The organism is Rhodovulum kholense (genome assembly GCF_003053725.1).
GTDB lineage: Bacteria > Pseudomonadota > Alphaproteobacteria > Rhodobacterales > Rhodobacteraceae > Rhodovulum > Rhodovulum kholense.
Genome location: NZ_QAYC01000011.1, coordinates 1 through 15,737, shown reverse-complemented (window position 1 = coordinate 15,737; position 15,737 = coordinate 1). Strand labels below are relative to the sequence as shown.

13 protein-coding genes, 2 pseudogenes and 2 riboswitches are annotated in these 15,737 nt (G+C 67.0%); of the genes and pseudogenes, 4 read left to right on the top strand and 11 right to left on the bottom strand.

Going from position 1 to position 15,737, the window contains the following annotated elements:
- The first annotated feature begins 20 nt into the window (after positions 1-20).
- The gene (locus C8N38_RS14285) at positions 21-272 is read left to right on the top strand and encodes a phosphopantetheine-binding protein (RefSeq protein ID WP_108027840.1); all 252 of its coding nucleotides are present in this window, start codon (positions 21-23) and stop codon (positions 270-272) included.
- Positions 265-909: a 4'-phosphopantetheinyl transferase family protein gene (locus C8N38_RS14280; RefSeq protein WP_108027839.1), complete on the top strand. Its 645-nt coding sequence runs from the start codon at positions 265-267 to the stop codon at positions 907-909. The genes C8N38_RS14285 and C8N38_RS14280 overlap by 8 nt, the downstream gene beginning before the upstream one ends.
- Here the strand turns inward: C8N38_RS14280 and C8N38_RS14275 are convergent.
- The 3 genes from C8N38_RS14275 to C8N38_RS14265 are packed head-to-tail and all read right to left on the bottom strand — an operon-like array spanning position 906 to position 3,571.
- The gene (locus C8N38_RS14275; protein ID WP_108027838.1) at positions 906-1,676 is read right to left on the bottom strand and encodes an SDR family oxidoreductase; all 771 of its coding nucleotides are present in this window, start codon (positions 1,674-1,676) and stop codon (positions 906-908) included. The two genes, C8N38_RS14280 and C8N38_RS14275, sit on opposite strands and share 4 nt — an antisense overlap.
- Positions 1,667-2,320, bottom strand: a complete 654-nt coding sequence (locus tag C8N38_RS14270; protein ID WP_108027837.1) for an isochorismatase family protein — start codon at positions 2,318-2,320, stop codon at positions 1,667-1,669. The genes C8N38_RS14275 and C8N38_RS14270 overlap by 10 nt, the downstream gene beginning before the upstream one ends.
- Before the next feature lie 3 nt (positions 2,321-2,323).
- Entirely contained in the window at positions 2,324-3,571 is a 1,248-nt protein-coding gene (locus tag C8N38_RS14265) for an isochorismate synthase (protein WP_245895757.1), read from the bottom strand.
- Between the two features lie 441 nt (positions 3,572-4,012).
- On the opposite strand from C8N38_RS14265, the gene C8N38_RS14260 reads away from it, so the two are divergent.
- Positions 4,013-6,097 (top strand): TonB-dependent receptor, encoded by a 2,085-nt coding sequence (locus tag C8N38_RS14260; RefSeq protein WP_108027836.1) that lies wholly within the window; start codon positions 4,013-4,015, stop codon positions 6,095-6,097.
- Positions 6,098-6,778: 681 nt separating this feature from the next.
- On the opposite strand, the pseudogene C8N38_RS14255 reads toward C8N38_RS14260, so the two are convergent.
- Positions 6,779-7,126: pseudogene (locus C8N38_RS14255) on the bottom strand (transposase); the annotation flags it as partial.
- 8 nt (positions 7,127-7,134) lie between these two features.
- On the opposite strand from C8N38_RS14255, the gene C8N38_RS14250 reads away from it, so the two are divergent.
- The gene (locus C8N38_RS14250) at positions 7,135-7,410 is read left to right on the top strand and encodes a short-chain fatty acyl-CoA regulator family protein (protein ID WP_108027835.1); all 276 of its coding nucleotides are present in this window, start codon (positions 7,135-7,137) and stop codon (positions 7,408-7,410) included.
- On the opposite strand, the gene C8N38_RS14245 is transcribed toward C8N38_RS14250, so the two are convergent.
- From C8N38_RS14245 to C8N38_RS14210, 7 genes and pseudogenes are all read right to left on the bottom strand, one after another.
- Positions 7,380-8,006 (bottom strand): anaerobic ribonucleoside-triphosphate reductase activating protein, encoded by a 627-nt coding sequence (locus tag C8N38_RS14245; protein WP_108027834.1) that lies wholly within the window; start codon positions 8,004-8,006, stop codon positions 7,380-7,382. The two genes, C8N38_RS14250 and C8N38_RS14245, sit on opposite strands and share 31 nt — an antisense overlap.
- Positions 7,999-10,209 (bottom strand): annotated as a pseudogene (locus C8N38_RS14235) (ribonucleoside triphosphate reductase). Before C8N38_RS14235 ends, C8N38_RS14245 begins: the two are co-directional and overlap by 8 nt.
- A 204-nt stretch (positions 10,210-10,413) precedes the next feature.
- A riboswitch (cobalamin riboswitch) is annotated at positions 10,414-10,633 on the bottom strand.
- Between the two features lie 188 nt (positions 10,634-10,821).
- Positions 10,822-11,232 (bottom strand): pseudoazurin, encoded by a 411-nt coding sequence (locus C8N38_RS14230; protein WP_108027832.1) that lies wholly within the window; start codon positions 11,230-11,232, stop codon positions 10,822-10,824.
- A gap of 11 nt (positions 11,233-11,243) precedes the next feature.
- Complete coding sequence (locus C8N38_RS14225; RefSeq protein WP_108027831.1) at positions 11,244-12,005, bottom strand: ABC transporter ATP-binding protein; 762 nt, start codon at positions 12,003-12,005, stop codon at positions 11,244-11,246.
- Positions 12,002-13,060 carry a FecCD family ABC transporter permease gene (locus C8N38_RS14220; RefSeq protein WP_425440048.1) on the bottom strand — a complete coding sequence of 353 codons (1,059 nt, stop codon included), beginning with the start codon at positions 13,058-13,060 and terminating at the stop codon, positions 12,002-12,004. The genes C8N38_RS14225 and C8N38_RS14220 overlap by 4 nt, the downstream gene beginning before the upstream one ends.
- A complete protein-coding gene (locus C8N38_RS21720) occupies positions 13,057-14,052 on the bottom strand; it encodes an ABC transporter substrate-binding protein (protein WP_425440049.1) in 996 nt (331 codons plus the stop codon). Before C8N38_RS21720 ends, C8N38_RS14220 begins: the two co-directional genes overlap by 4 nt.
- A 116-nt stretch (positions 14,053-14,168) precedes the next feature.
- Positions 14,169-14,359, bottom strand: a riboswitch (cobalamin riboswitch).
- A 279-nt stretch (positions 14,360-14,638) separates the two neighbouring features.
- A complete protein-coding gene (locus tag C8N38_RS14210) occupies positions 14,639-15,616 on the bottom strand; it encodes a hypothetical protein (RefSeq protein ID WP_108027828.1) in 978 nt (325 codons plus the stop codon).
- Between the last annotated feature and the right edge of the window lie 121 nt (positions 15,617-15,737).

Genomic DNA, 15,737 nt, shown 5'->3' with positions numbered 1-15,737 from the left:
GCCCCGAAGGAGAGGATGACATGACCCTGACCACCACGAGCACGGTCCCCGATCGCGACTGGCTGAGCGCCCGGCTGAACAGCCTTCTGGAGGATGAAGGCCCGATCGATCCGGCCGAGAGCCTGATCTATTACGGGCTCGATTCCCTGCGCGTGATGAAGCTGGCGGCCGAACTGAAAGCCCATGGCATCCATGTCGGCTTCGAGGATCTGGCGAGAGAGCCGACGCTGGACGCCTGGACCGCGCTGATCGACGCCCGGCGCGATGGCTGAATGCCTGCGAGGGCCGGCCAGGGTCGAGGCCGCGCTGGCCCGGCTGGGCGCGGCCCTGCCCGATTGCCGGGCGGCGGTGGTTCCGGTTGCCCGGACCGAGGGACCGAAGGCGCGCCGGGCGGCCGAGTTCCGGGCCGGCCGGCTGGCGGCGGCGGCGGCCAGCGCGTCCCTGACGGGCATGCCCTGCCTGGCCGGGCGGGGCGCGGATGGCGCGCCGCTCTGGCCTGCGGGACTGACCGGCTCGATCAGCCATTCCGGCGGGCAGGCGCTGGCGCTGGTCGGGCCTTCGGCGCGCCGGGCCGGGCTGGGCGTGGATATCGAGGGCCCGCTTTCGCCAAGGGTCGCGGCCGAGATTGCGCCCGTGGCCCTGACGCCGGAAGAGCGCGCCTGCTTCGGCACGGACCCGGTCTGGGTGGGGCTGATCTTTTCGGCCAAGGAAAGCCTGTTCAAGGCGCTGAGCCCGAGGATCGGGCGGCGGTTCGATTTCGACGCGGCGCGGCTGTTGCCCGGCGGCGCGACGCAGCCGCCGCTGCTGTGCCTGACCTGCGATCTGGCCCCCGGCTGGGAAGCCGGGCGCCGGATCGAGCCGGTGCTGATCGCCCATGAACAGGGCGTGATGACGGCGGTCGCGCTCTAGCCCCGCAGGGTTGCGCCGCCATCGACGTAGAGATCGGCCATGGTGACATGGCCCGCCTCCTCGGACAGGAGGAACATCGCCGCCCGTGCGATGTCCTCGGGCGTGGCGAGCTTGCCCAGCGGGATGCCCGCGCGATAACTTTGCGGATCGCCCGCGATGACCCGCCCGGCGCCGTCCTCGTCCTGCCACATGCCGGTCTGCATCGGCGTCAGGGTCGAGCCCGGCGCGATCACGTTGCAGCGCACCCCATGGCGGGCAAGCTCGAGCCCGAGGCAGCGGGTCAGCATGGTCAGCGCCGCCTTCGAGGCGCAATAGGCGCCCATGTCGAGCCGGGGAATCCCGCCGCCATTCGAGCTGACCACCACCAGCGCCGCCCCCGGCCGACGGACAAGCCGCCGCCCCAGCGCCTGCAGCAAATGGAAGCTGCCATCGAGATTGATGCCCTGCACCCGCCGCCAGTCCTCGGCCGACATCTCCAGAAGCGGCCCCGTCGCCAGCACTCCGGCGGCATGAATGCCAAGGCTCAGCGGCCCGGCGCGGGTCTCGGCCGCCTCGACCATCGCGCCCACCGCCTCCGGATCGCGCAGATCGCAGGGCAGCCAGGCAGCGGCCCTCGGGCGCTCGGCAAGGGCCTCGATCGCGGCGGCGGTATCGGTCGCCACGACCCGGGCGCCCGCTTGGCTCAGCAGCTCGACGCAGGCCCGGCCGATCCCGCCCGCGGCCCCCGTCACCAGGGCCGTGCGCCCCTCGAACCCGCTCAGGCGCATGCGGCCTCCGCGGGCAGGGTGGCCAGCGCGTCGCGGGTGGCGATCACGCCGCCGCAGCATCCGGCGACCCAGCGCAATGCCATGTCATGTCGCGCGGCGTCGAAATCGGCCTGTGCATCGGCCAGGGCAAAGGGCTGGATGTCGCGCTGAAACGCCTCGGCGGCGGTGGCGAGGCAGCCGATATGGGCATAGACGCCCGCAATCATCAGCTGGTCCCGGCCGCGCGCCCGCATCAGGCTGTCGAGATTCGAGCGCTGAAAGGCGCTGTAGCGGTGCTTGACCAGGACGATGTCGCCCTCCGCCGGGGCAAGCTCGGACAGGATGTCCTGATGATCGGGGTCGCGCGACATGCCGGGCCCCCAGAGATCGGCCTGCAGGCCGCGGTCGGCGCGAAGCTGATCGCCCTCCTGCGCGGTGTAGAAGACCGGCACCCCCGCGGCCCGCGCCGCCCGCGCGAGGGCGGCGATATTGGCGATGACGCCCGGCAGCGGGGCCGCATCGCGCGGGTAGGGGGCACAGAAATAGCGCTGCATGTCATGGATCAGAAGGGCGGCGCGGTCGGGGTCGAGCCGCCAGGGCGCGCGGGAGCGGGGCAGCGAGTCGGGCGCGGGCAGCGGGTAGGAAGCAATCTCGGGAAGGGCCATGGGTCATCCGTTCGGCTGGTTATGCAGGGAAGGATCGGACAGCGCCGCGTCGGGGGGCAGCCCCAGCGCGCTGAGGAAGGCGCCGAACTTGGCGCCGGTCTCGGAGGCTTCGGCCCGGGGGTCCGAGCCCAGCACGATCCCCGCGCCCGCGAACAGCCGTGCGCGCGCGCCGCAAAGCTCGGCGCAGCGGATCGCCACGTACCAATCTCCGTCGCCCCGCCGGTCGCACCAGCCCACCGCGCCGGCGTAGAAATCGCGCGCCACCGGTTCCAGGTCGCGGATCAGCCGGGCGGCACGGTCGCAGGGCAGGCCGCAGACGGCGGGCGTCGGATGCAGCGCGGCAGCCAGCAGGATGGCGGGCGTCTCGGGGTCCTTCAGCCGGCCCTCGATCCGGGTTCCGATATGCCACATCGAGCGGGTGGTGGTCAGCGCCGTGCCCTCAGGCGTGCCCAGCCGTTTGCAGACCGGCGCGAGCATGTCGAGGATGTATTCGACCACCAGCCCGTGTTCGCGGCGGTCCTTTTCCGAACGGGCCAGGGCGTTGGCGTTGCGCGCGTCTGCCTCGGGGTCGTCGAGCCGGCGCGCAGAGCCCGCCAGCGGATGCGAGACGACGCTGTCCCCGCGCTTGCGCAGCAGCAGCTCGGGCGTGGCCCCGACCAGCTGGCGGGGGGCGCTGCCATCGGCGTCCTGCGGCAGGGCCACCTGGAAGACGGTCACGGCGGGATCCTCGGCAAGCCGCGCCATCAGCCCGGGCAGCGCGAAAGCCATCCGGTCCTCGACCAGCAGGCTGCGGGCGAGCACGACCTTGGTCAGGGCATCGGGCAGGCCGCGTTCGGCGCGCATGATCTCCAGCGCGCGGGCGACGCTGTCCATGTAGCCGGTCGCCGGAGGCTGGGGACAGGGCCGTGTCGGCCTTCGCTCTGGAACCGACCGGGCCGGGCCCCCGGCGTTGGCGCCCGGCCAGGCCCCGTGGCCGCCCGCGACCTGCCACAGGCAGTCGGGCCGGGCCTTGTCGAAGGGCAGCGCTCCGCCGATCAGCGCCCCGTCGTCGTCGGCATCACGGGCGGCCCCGAAGAAGGGGGCGACCCGGTCCGCCAGGGTATCCGCTCCGGCCCGGTCCAGCGGCCGGACCGGGCCGGTCGCGCAGACCTGACCCCGGACCTGGTCACGGGCATTGCGAAAGCTGAAGGGCTGATCGGGCGGCAGCGAGGGCGCCTCGGTCAGGGTGGCATCAGGAAGGGGCAGGGTCACGCATCAACCTCCGCGGTCTGCTTGAAATAAGGTTTTCGCACCGGGATCGGGGCTTCCGGATCCGGGGATAGTCCGCCCGCAACGGAAACGGATGGACCGGGAAAAAGGAGAAGGAGGTCGCGTGATGCGCGCCGCGAAATCCCCGGCCAATCGGGGGGAGGCCGCTGCGCATCGACCCGGACGGGCCTGGCTGCCGGAGAGCAGAATGTCACAGCGGCGGGAGGGGTCAACAGGAAATATTAGCGTTTCAGTCAGGTATAAGGCCGCAACCTGCGACAGAGCGGCGCAAACCTGAGTGTTTTTATATACTATATTGCATTCAGGGGGCCATGCGCTAGAAATTGCTCACGTGAGCTAACGATTCCGCGCCCCCGCACGGGCAGACCACCACCATCTCGTCGCCAGCCATATCGCAAGCACGAAAACTCTAGGGCATTTGACATGGTACAGCGACGAGTCGCACGCCTGTTCGGCGGCGCCAGCATTGTTGCGCTTTGCGCAGTTTCCCCCACCGCAACCAGGGCGCAGGATCTGTCCGACGACGCCTATTCCCTTGGCACCCTCTTCATTATCGGCGACACCCTGATCCGCAGCTTCCAGAAGACGGCCGCGTCGGTAACGGCGGTGGAAGAAGCCGATATCGAGGCGGCGCAAGGCAAGGACAGCGTCAAGGACATTGTCCGCGACATGGCCAACGTGACCTATGCCGCCTCGGGCGGGCAGGGCGGCGCGCCCACGATCCGTGGCCAGGACGGCGAGGGCCCGAACTCGGGTGCGCCCGCCTTCTTCGGCGGCTCGGTGCCCCGGCTCGCGGTCAACCTCGACGGGCATTACCTCAGCTACAACGAACTGGTCTATTCCACGACCTCGATCTGGGACGTGGACCATATCGAGCTGTTCCGCGGCCCGCAGACCATCAGCCAGGGCGCCAACAGCATCGCCGGCGCGCTGGTCGTGAAGACCAAGGACCCGACCTTCGAGCGCGAGGGGGCGGTGCGGCTGGAATACGGCTCGGGCGGCAAGCGCCGCGCCTCGCTGATGGCCTCGGGCGCGGTGGCGCCGGACCTGGCCGCGCGGATCGCGCTGGATTACTCCGCGCGCGACAATTACATCGACTATGTCAATCCCGCCTTCTCGCTGGGCGGGACCGATCAGGACCACCTGTCGCAGACCGCGCGGTTCAAGCTCTTGTGGACGCCCGCGGCGATGCCGGGCTTCGAGGCGATGCTGACCTTCTCGCATACCGACGGCAACCGCCCGACCTGGGAAGCGGCGACCGTGCCGTTTTCAGACTATGACAGCACCGTCACCCAGAACCCCAGCTGGAAGCAGTTCACCAACACCACGATCCTCGATCTGAAACAGGAATTCGATAATGGCGTGACCCTGACCAACCAGTCGCAATTCTCGTCGCTTTATACCCGGCGCACCACCTCGCCCGAGACGGCGGGCTCTGCGACGATCGATCAGGACAGCTATTCCAACGAGACCCGGCTGACCTTCGGCAATGAGGCCACTGCGCTGAGCGGGGTCGCCGGGCTTTACCTCTCCCATACCGACAGCGACGAGACACTGAACCTGCGCGGCGCGACCGCCTTTGACGACACCAAGGACAGCCTCGGCGTCTTCGCCGGCCTCGATTACGATTTCGCCGACCGCTGGACCATCAGCGGGTCGGTCCGCTACCAGCGCGACCGGGTGCAGCGCGAGGGGTCGAGTTCGTTCGCGACCGATGATCTGGATTATGACGAGACCTTCGACGACTGGCTGCCCAAGCTGTCGCTGTCCTATGACGTGAATGACACGACCACCATCGGCGCGATGGTGTCCAAGGGCTACAACCCGGGCGGCGTGACGCTGGGGCTGACCTCGGGCGAATGGGTCACCTTCGACCCCGAGACCTCGACCGATTACGAGCTCTTCGCGCGCACCCGGGTACTGGACGACCGTTTGGGGTTGAGTGCCAACCTGTTCTACACCGATTTCAAGAACATGCAGCGCTACGTCACCTCGGAGGCCGTGGCCGGCTATTTCGAGGCGGTGACGGTGAATGCCGAAGAGGCCAACGCCTACGGGCTGGAGCTGGGCTTCGATTACGAGGCAAGCCAGACGCTGCGCCTTTACGGCAGCCTCGGCCTGCTTTCGACCGAAATCGAGAAATTCTCGAGCGCGGGTGCCGATTACAGCGGCAACGAGTTCGGCCGCGCCCCCGGCCAGACCATCAGCCTAGGCGCCGACTGGAAGATCCGTCCCGATCTGACGCTGTCGGGTAATGTGCGCTACAGCGGGTCCTATTTCTCGGATGACGACAACCTGTCGGCAAGCTTCGTCGATTCCTACACGGTGGCGAATACGCGCATCGCCTATGATCTGCAGGACAACCTGCAGCTCTACGGCTATGTCAACAACCTCTTCGACGAGGACGCGGTCACCTATCTGCGCGCCAGCCGCGCCGTTGTCGGCGGCTACGAGGCGACGCTGGTCGAACCGCGCGAGATCGGGATCGGGGTGAAGATGACCTTCTGACCGGCCCGTGCCGGTCGCCGGAAGGGCCGTCCGGCTTCGCTGTGGCGCCGCGCCGCTCCGACAGACCGAGATCGTCCAGCCGGTCCGCAGGCTGCCCGCCTGGGGCCCGGCGCCTGGGGGTGCCGTATTCTATGCTGATCAGCAACGGCGTGGCATTCTCGTCTTCCAGCCACCTGACAGAGCATGGCACATCGTGCCACGGCTGTGGCATTTTCCGCTATCGGCGTACAAAATCTTGCAAAAACAGATAGTTCGCCCCCAGGCGCAAAGGCGGCAGTCATATCGAAAGAAAATTGATATTTTATAATGACTTGACGGCAATGCGCAGCTTGCTGCTTCAGCCGTCTAAAATTCTGCGTGGGCTTACCCGCCCCGACCTTCGGATCCAAGGCGTCCGTCGATGCAGGACGATCTTCGCGCCTTTCGCAAGAGACCTGCTCCGGGGCGATGACGTCGATCAGCCCGTCGGGCAGGACACAAACCGCAAGAGTTTTCCTGGCGCGTCGTCCCAACACATCGGGAATATCTCGTTCACCATAGATGAAGGTTCGAACTGCCACGAGGCCAAGGCCCGGGCAGCCGAGGTTATGGAAGTTGCTCGCGAGTTGGCCGGGGCAATCCGACTTGGCGCTTGCCGGGGGCCGCGAAAGGCGAGCACGGAAACCCGACCTTGCCACGCGGGTGGCCGCGGCGCGTGTCGTATGCTCCACCGGCGGTGACTGTTGCGATCTCTTCGCCAGCGGGGATCTGCGACAGGAGCTCCGGCGGGACTGGGCTGTCGCCGTGCCTGCTGGAGGTGAATTCGACCGCGCGGATGTCGCCATTGGCCGTGTCCATCGCCAGATGCACCTTTCGCCATTCGCGTCTGCGCGTCGCGCCATGCTTGCGCGAAAGCCATTCGCCGTCGCCGCGGAAACGAATCCCGGTGCTGTCAATCAGCAGGTTCAGAGGCGCCCCGGAGCGCCGATAGGGACTCTGCACCGCGATCCGGGCCTGGCGCCTGCACGGCGGCGAATGGTCAGGCACAGGACACCCGCGTGGTCCAGAGCCGCCACGGCCGCTTTGGCTCGCCCGGAAAGGTCTTCGCGGTGGCGCTTGGCTGCGACATCGCCCATGCCGGGCGGCTGGTCTATTCCCAAGGGTTGGATCTGGGCGATCGGGCGGCGGTGACGCCGATCGGGGCGGGCTGCAAGATCTGCCCCCGCGAAGAGTGTTCGCAACGCGCCTTCCCGATGCTGGGCCGCCCTCTGGCCGCCGATCCCGGCCGCGCGCAATTCTCGCCCTATGCCCCGGCCCGGGCGCCGAGCGCCTGATCGGCGCAGCCCTCCGCGCGAAACGGCTGGCGGCGCGAGGGCGGCAGGCCCAAAGCGCCAAGCTCGGCATCGACCCGCGCCAGATCCGCAGCGCTCAGAAGCGCGGGATGAACCGTGGTGCGCGGATCGAGTGCGACCCCGCTGTCGCGCAGCAGGATCAGGCTGTCGCGCGCCTTCGCGCCGCTGCCCGGAACGCCGGTGATCCGGTCATAGGCCCCGAAAGGCGCCTTGACGTCGAACCCCACCCAGTCGAGCAGGGGCGCCGCCTGCGCCAGCCGGGCCGGATAGGGTCCGCCGGTATGCAGACCGGTGCGGAATCCCAGTGCCCGGATCTCGGACAGGGCGGCCGCCAGATCCTTCTGCAATGTCGGCTCGCCGCCCGAGATCACGACACCGTCGAGCAACCCGCGGCGGCGGCGCAGGAAGGCCATGACCTCGGCCCAGGCGATGCTGCCCGGTCCCGCCGCCAGCAGCGCCGGATTGTGGCAGTAACGGCAGGCCCAGGGGCAGCCCTGACAGAAGACCGTCGCCACCAGCTCGCCCGGCCAGTCGACCGTCGAATGCCGAACGAACCCCGCGACCGCGATCTCAGCCAAGCCGCGCCGCCGTCTCGTCGAAATAGACCCGCTCGGCGGCCTCGCCCTTCTTGCCGGTGTTGAAGGACGCCATCGGGCGGTGATAGCCCATCACCCGGGTCCAGACCTCGCAGCGCGTGCGCTCCTCGTCCGTCAGGACGATCTCGGCATCGCGGGCGGTCAGGGTCTTGTCGATCAGGGTCATCGGATAACTCCTTCAGCTGGCTTTCGCGTGCTTCGCCGCGATCAGCTCGGCGTCGCATTTGGGGCAGAATTCGTGCTCGCCCGCGAGATACCCGTGTTTGGGGCAGATCGAGAAGGTGGGCGTCACGGTGATATAGGGCAGGCGGAACGACGACAGCGCCCGGCGGACGAGCTTCTTGCAGGCCTCGGCCGAAGAGATCCGCTCGCCCATGTAAAGATGCAGGACCGTGCCGCCGGTATAGCGCGCCTGCAGCGGCTCCTGATGTTCCAGCGCCTCGAACGGGTCGGAGGTATATCCCACGGGAAGCTGGGTCGAGTTGGTGTAATAGGGCTGATCGTCCGTGCCCGCCTGCAGGATGCCCGGGAAGCGCTTCCGGTCCTCGCGGGCAAAGCGGTAGGTCGTGCCCTCGGCGGGCGTGGCCTCGAGATTGTACATGTGCCCGGTCTCTTCCTGGAATTCGACCATCCGGGCGCGCAGGTGATCCATCAGCCTGACGGCAAGCGCCTGGCCCACCTCGGTCGCGATGGTCTCGCGATCATCGGTGAAGTTCCGGATCATCTCGTTCACGCCATTCACGCCCAGCGTCGAGAAATGGTTCCTGAGCGTTCCGAGATAGCGCTTGGTGTAAGGGAAAAGCCCCGCCTCGATATGGCGCTCGATCACCTTGCGCTTGAGTTCCAGACTGGTCTTCGCGATCCCCGCCAGCCGGTCGAGCGCAGCCAGCAGTCCCGCCTCGTCGCCCTTGTGCAGATAGCCCAGCCGGGCGCAGTTGATGGTGACGACACCAAGCGACCCGGTCTGCTCGGCCGACCCGAAAAGCCCGTTGCCGCGTTTCAAGAGTTCGGTCAGGTCCAGCTGCAACCGGCAGCACATGGACCGGACCATGTGCGGCTCCAGTTCCGAGTTCACGAAGTTCTGGAAATAGGGCAGCCCGTATTTCGCTGTCATCTCGAAGAGATAGCCAGCATTCTCGCTGTCCCAGGGGAAATCGGGCGTGATGTTGTAGGTCGGGATCGGGAAGGTGAAGACCCGGCCACGGGCGTCGCCCTCGGTCATCACCTCCATGTAGGCGCGGTTGATGAGGTCCATCTCGGCCTGCAACGCGCCATAGGTGAAATCGACCTCGCGCCCGCCGACGATCGGCACCTGGTCCGCCAGATCGGCGGGACAGGTCCAGTCGAAGGTGAGGTTCGTGAAGGGTGTCTGGGTGCCCCAGCGCGAGGGGACGTTGAGGTTGTAGATGAATTCCTGCATCGCTTGCCGCACGGCGGCATAGTCCAGCCCGTCGAGCCGCACATAGGGCGCGAGATAGGTGTCGAAGGAACTGAAGGCCTGCGCACCGGCCCATTCGTTCTGCAGCGTGCCGAGGAAATTGACGATCTGGCCCAACGCGCTGGTCAGATGCATCGGCGGGGCGGATTCGATGGTGCCGGGCACGCCGTTCAGCCCCTCGCGCAAGAGCGTCCGCAGCGACCAGCCCGCGCAATAGCCCGCGAACATGTCGAGATCGTGGATATGGATATCGCCCTCGCGGTGGGCCCGGCCGACTTCCGGCGGGTAGATATGGCTCAGCCAGTAATTGGCCGTCACCTTGCCCGAGGTGTTCAGGATCATGCCGCCCAGCGAATAGCCCTGGTTCGCGTTGGCGTTCACCCGCCAGTCGGACCGGTCGAGATATTCGTTGATCGAGCTTTCCACATCGACCAGCACCCGCCGGTCCTCGCGCAGCCGCGCATGCTGGTCGCGATAGACCGCATAGGCGCGCACCGTCACCATCCGGTTGGCGCCGATCAGCGCCTGTTCGACCGCATCCTGGATCTCTTCGACGCCGGGCGCGCCGCCCGCATGGCGGAAGCTCAGGACCCGCACCACCCGATCGGTCAGGCGCGCGGCCTCCTCGGCGCCGAACTCGCCGGTGGCCTCGCCCGCGCGGGCGACGGCCCGCGCGATGCGGCCGCTGTCGAAAGGAACCACCTGCCCGTCGCGGGTCACGACGGATTGGGGGAGAAGAGCGGTCATCGCATCACCTGTCTGCATCATCGGGACGTCCGGTCCTTTTCATCTGCAGGGGCGGTCGCGTCGGTGCCGGTCTGAAATAGACGGTGATGGTCATGTCTCGCCCCATTGTCTGCCGTTTCCTGTCGGACCTTGGGACACGAGAGCCATGGCGACGGACCTGCCCGCCGCGGATCGCAAACGCACCCCGAGGCCCTCCGCCTCTGGTTGTTGCCGTCCGTCATGGCAGGTCTCCTGGCTTGCGGGTCGACACTCGGCTGGCCTTCCCGGGCCCCGGTCTTTCGACGGGTGGACCCAGTGGCGTCGTCAGCTTCGCTCGCCGCTCACAGTTGCGGGGGCAGCGCCGGATTTGACCCAGACGGGTCTGCACCGGCTTCCCTCTTTCGTCCCCGGATCGCCCCGGGAAACCATGACGGCGCCACCATCTATCGATCCTTGTCGGATGTCAACATGTGGTGGTCCTGGACTGCAAATTAACCACTTGTTGCGTGCGGGGCAGCATGCACGGGCGCCCAAAAGCCCATCCGCGGTGATGCCCCGGGGCGTGGTGACGCTGGCGGTGGCCATTGGGTCTCGGTGTGAATTCGGGGGGCGCCCCCGACCTGAACCCGGGCCCTATCGGCCGAGCAGGTCCGACATCCGCTCTCTGGCGCGATCCGGCAGACCATCCGGAAGAGGCGCCGCCCCGTCGACCTCTCCCACATCGACGATCATCACCATGCCCATGGCATAGTGCGGCGAGCACTTGATGCCGTAGCGCCCCTCGACCTCGAAGATCACCGCGATCTCTTCGTCGATCTGGCCGATGAAGCGATCCGCACCCTCTGGCAGCATCTCGGGGATGGAGGCCGCGTTGTGGCCACGCTGCGCGGGAAGGAAGCGCACGGTATCGCCGGGTGCGATCTCGAGATAGGCGGGCTCGTAGATCATGGCGCCGGTCTCGCCGCGGGTCAGCATTCTGACGTCATGGGTCTCGGCGTGTCCCGCAAGGGGAACCAGGGCAAGCAGGCCGGCGAACAGGCGCATGGGGCGATCCTTTAGAGGGCATGAGAGAAGTGAAGGCGTGGCGATCCGTCCGGAGCGGCATGGCGCGTCGCAGCGACGCCGAAGACCTCGGCCAGAAGATCCTCGTTCAGCACGTCGCGGGGCAGACCCGTCGCGACAAGCCTGCCCCCGGACAGCACGCCGATCCGGTCGCAGGCCGTGGCCTGGTTCAGATCGTGCAGCGCGATGACACGGGTGATGGGCAGTGCCCGGACCAGCGCCATGAGCGAGAGCTGATGCCGGATATCGAGATGGTTGGTCGGCTCGTCGAGGAGCAGGAGCCTTGGATCCTGCGCGAGGGCGCGCGCGATGTGGACGCGCTGGCGTTCGCCACCCGAGAGGGTATGCCAGAGACGACCGGCGAAGGCGGTCATCTCCACGGCCGTCAGAGCGGCCTCGACCGCGGTCTCATCGGAACGCCCCCATCCCCGCAGGGCAGAGAGGTAGGGGATGCGCCCCAGGTCCACCGCTTGCCGAACGGTCAGACGGTCCGTCGTATCGGCCTGTTGTTGGACGAAGGCGATGCGCCGCGCGCGGTGCCGGGCGGGCATCCGCGCAAGATCTGCATCATCCACCAGAATGCCGCCCGAGGTCGGACGCTGCAGCCCCGCGAGACAGCGCATCAGCGTGGATTTGCCCGATCCGTTGGGGCCGACGAGGCCGAAGAGTTCCCCGCGGTCGATGCGGACCGAAATATCCTCCAGCAAGGGCGCGCGGTGGATCCTGGCCGACAGGTGCCGCAGCTCGACCTTCATTTGCGCGCTCCGTGCACGAGGATCAGCGCGAAGGCGGGGGCGCCCACAAGCGCGGTCACCACCCCTATGGGCAAAACCTGGCCCGGTACGAGACTGCGGCTGATCACGTCGGCAGCGACCAGAAACACCGCCCCGGCCAGCGCCGAGGCAGGCACCAGCCGGTCGTGACGGGCGCCCACGAGAAACCGCATGGCATGGGGCACGACGAGGCCGACAAACCCGATGGCACCCACTTTCGACACGAGCACTCCGACCATGACGGCGGTCGCGGCGATGAGGCTGCCGCGCAGCGCCGGGACGTTGATCCCCAGAGAGGCGGCCCCGTCTGCCCCGAAGGTGAAGGCGTCAAGCCCGCGCCGGTGCCACAGGCAGAGGGCGACGCCCGCAACAGAGACGGCCATGCAGGCGCCCACGTCGTCCCACCTGATCCCCGAAAGGTTGCCCATCAGCCAGAACATGATGCCGCGCGCCTGTTCGGCATTGGCAGACCGGGCGATGATGAAGGCGGTCAGCGCGTTGAACAGCTGCGAACCGGCGATCCCGGCGAGGATGAGGGCGGCGGCGGCCTGTGTTGCGCGTCCGCCTCCCACATCCCCGCTCACGGCTCGGGCCAGAACCGCGACACAACCGAAGGCAAGAAGCGCCCCGGTCAGTGCGCCAAGCGACATCGAGATCGCGCCGCCGCCCAGGCCCGCGACCGTCACCAGCACCGCCCCGGTCGAGGCGCCTGCCGAAAGGCCCATCAGGTAGGGATCCGCCAGCGGGTTGCGCAAGAGCGCCTGGAGAACGACGCCGGTCAGCGCCAGCCCTGCCCCGCAACACGCCGCCACCAGGGCGCGTGGCAGGCGATAGCTCCAGATGATCCCCGCCTCGATCCCGTCCACCGGATAGCCAGCGCCCCACAGGTGGTTTGCCAGCGTCCTGAGCACCGTGACGAAGGGCAACCGGGTCTCGCCGATTGCCGTCCCGGCCAGGATCGTCATGCCCAGAACGACAGGCGCCAGCCAGAGGCCGCGCCATGTCACGGCACGCACGGGCGCAGCCTCCATGGTCATTCGAAGGACATCTTCGAAAGCGCCTCGGACAGCGCCTGCAACCCGTAGATCGACCGCATCGTCGCGCTCATCGCGTGGGCGTCCATCTGCACGATCCGCCCGTCCCGCACGGCTGTCATCTGGCGCGCGACCGGGTCGGTGCGCAGGAACTCCAGCTTCTTCTCCACGTCGTCTGCCGGGAAGCGGCGGCGGTCCATGGAGGCGACGACGATGATGTCGGGATCGGCGCGGGCGATGCTTTCCCATCCGACCGTCGGCCATTCCTCATCGGACTCGATGACGTTCTCGATCCCAAGCTTCGCCATCATGTAGCCCGGCGCCCCGAGCCGCCCGGCGACATAGGGGTCGATCTCGAGATCCGCCGAAGAAAACCAGAACACCGCCGACAGATCTTCGGGCAGTTCAAGGTCTTCCGCGCGCGCGATCGCGGCGCTTTCGGTGGCCTGCAGATCCGAGACCAGCGCATCGCCCGCGGGCTGCACATCGAAGATCGCCGCCAGTTCGCGGATCCCCTTGTAGACGGACGCGGTCTCGAAGGCGCCGGTGCGCGTTCCATCGCCGCCGGTGGAATTGTCCTTGGTGTCGCAATCGGCGGGCAGGATGTAGGTCGGGATGCCGATGTCGTGGAACATCCCGCGCGTGGCCACGATGCCGCTTTCGCCGACGTGCCATTCGTACTGCACGGCGACCAGTCCGGGTTTCTTGCCGACCACGCTCTCGAAGCTGGGGTCGTTGTCGGCCAGCCGCTCGATCCCGTCGTTCACCTCGGCGTATTCCGGCAGGACCGGATTGAACCAGACGGACGTGCCGGAAACCTTCGGCGCGAGGCCAAGCGCGTACAGGATCTCGGTCGCCGACTGGCCGATGGTCACGACACTGTCCGGGGCGGCGTCGAAAGAGACCTCGAGCCCGCAATTTGTCAATGTCAGGGGGTATTCCGTTTCCTGCGCGTGCAGGGGCAGGGCTGTGCCGACCAGCAGCGCGGCGATCATGAAAGTCGGTTTCATCCGATCCGTCCCGTCAGACAGGACCATCAGGGACGAGACGCGAACCGAATACGGCAGGGCGGCCACATAAGGTATCCCGCCCCGGCACACCCCGTCCGGTCGTGGTTTCACTCTCGTCGGCAGGTCTCCTGACTGACGGGTCGCTGCGCCTCTCGCCTTCCCGGGTGTGACCCCAGTGGCCTATCGAGAGATGCTCGCCGCCTACAGTTGCGGGGGCAGTTCCGTTTCCCGACCGAGATCGGCACGGATTCCCTTTTCATTCCCGAAGGAAACCGACGCGTCGATCACTGGCAGCTTTCCGTCCGCGGGGCAAGAGGCCGGAGACGAGGCCTTCGCAATGGGCCGCCACTGCCAGACCTGTCGTCCGCTCGGCCGGGGAAATTGAAACGTGGGACCCCGAGGCTGCGCGGCTTGGCCCCCGAGCAAGCCTGGCAGTTCGCTGCCGATTGCCGACGATCACTCAACAATCCCGGTGGACAGGTCGAAAGCGAAAAGCGGGCATTCATTCTCGCGCCTGCGATATTGGACAAGTCCAGCATATATGGTTGCGAGTTTCGGGATCGCGCCTGTCTCAGTCCATCCCGTTCGCCCTGCGGCGGAGCGCTTCGCGTGCTTCGGCCACGGCCTTCTCTTCGGCGGCACGGATCTCGAGATGGTGTCGGATCATCTTCCGGGTCCGGCGCGGCCACCAGGCGGGCAGCAGCGAGAAGGTCACGACCCTCAGAGCCAGACGATGCGCCCAGAAGAGGGGCGAGGGCTGCCGTTCCAGTGCATCGCACCAGTCCGGGCGCACGGGATTGGTCAGGAAATCGCTGATCGCAATTGAAATCTGACTGTTCTGGCCGATGCAAGCCGGGGGGAATACGCCGAGAGCCCAGCTTTCCTTGTGGCGTGTCCACCGGTGGTGGCGCAGCCTCACGACAAGCGCACCGATGCTGTGGCTGTCCGGGGTGCCCATGCCTGCCGTGACAATGGTGAGACGGCGGAGCATGGGCTCGAAATCTCCTACCCCCCGGCCCAGCCCCAAAGACGGATCACTCCGGCTGAGGAAGAAGCGCCCCCAGGACCAGGTGCAGGCGATCCCGAGTTTGCGGTTGAACCGGATGGGCCGGTAGCGGGGCCAGATGCAGGCGGCGATGAAGAAGAAGCAGGGCAGCGCGAGGAAGATGGCGCCGCCGATCCAGCGGTCGCCGTGCATTTCCATCATTCTTTTGTAGAAAGAAGTGAAGTCCTCATTTCCATAAACTTCGGGGCTACGCTTGACAAGGCGTTCGAGCGCAGCCCTGAAATACGCCTCTGAATTCAGCCAGATCTGAATATTGTCCCACAGGATGTTCTGCTCACACCAGGACAGCACCACGAAATACATCAACAGGAAAAAACAGAACCATGCTCCCAGCCTGAGCCAGCCATTGTCAAACCGCTGCACCTCCAGCGTGCCCTCATCAACCATGCGCAAGGAGTACCGTAATGCAGGAAGGTTCAGGTCATCGCCGATGGTAGGTGCATTGAGATGGCCCCATGTTCGCAGCGCGCGCCAAATCGACATGTCAGAGGTTCCTCACTTTGATGCTCTGCTCTGTTCCCTGAAAACTGGACCGTTTGAAGCTGGAGTTTTCGGCTAATCTTTCCTGGCTGGGAGAGGAGCGGAAACGCATGAAGGCATCGAA

Excerpts from the sequence above, each read along its gene's own strand:
- C8N38_RS14230 (WP_108027832.1), bottom strand. The coding sequence starts at position 11,232 with ATGCGCCTGTTCGCCGGCCTGCTTGCCCTGGTTCCCCTTGCGGGACAC.
- C8N38_RS14270 (WP_108027837.1), bottom strand. The coding sequence starts at position 2,320 with ATGGCCCTTCCCGAGATTGCTTCCTACCCGCTGCCCGCGCCCGACTCG.
- C8N38_RS14280 (WP_108027839.1), top strand. The coding sequence starts at position 265 with ATGGCTGAATGCCTGCGAGGGCCGGCCAGGGTCGAGGCCGCGCTGGCC.
- C8N38_RS14225 (WP_108027831.1), bottom strand. The coding sequence starts at position 12,005 with ATGAAGGTCGAGCTGCGGCACCTGTCGGCCAGGATCCACCGCGCGCCC.
- C8N38_RS21720 (WP_425440049.1), bottom strand. The coding sequence starts at position 14,052 with ATGATCGCCGCGCTGCTGGTCGGCACAGCCCTGCCCCTGCACGCGCAG.
- C8N38_RS14210 (WP_108027828.1), bottom strand. The coding sequence starts at position 15,616 with ATGTCGATTTGGCGCGCGCTGCGAACATGGGGCCATCTCAATGCACCT.
- C8N38_RS14285 (WP_108027840.1), top strand. The coding sequence starts at position 21 with ATGACCCTGACCACCACGAGCACGGTCCCCGATCGCGACTGGCTGAGC.
- C8N38_RS14275 (WP_108027838.1), bottom strand. The coding sequence starts at position 1,676 with ATGCGCCTGAGCGGGTTCGAGGGGCGCACGGCCCTGGTGACGGGGGCC.
- C8N38_RS14260 (WP_108027836.1), top strand. The coding sequence starts at position 4,013 with ATGGTACAGCGACGAGTCGCACGCCTGTTCGGCGGCGCCAGCATTGTT.
- C8N38_RS14220 (WP_425440048.1), bottom strand. The coding sequence starts at position 13,060 with ATGACCATGGAGGCTGCGCCCGTGCGTGCCGTGACATGGCGCGGCCTC.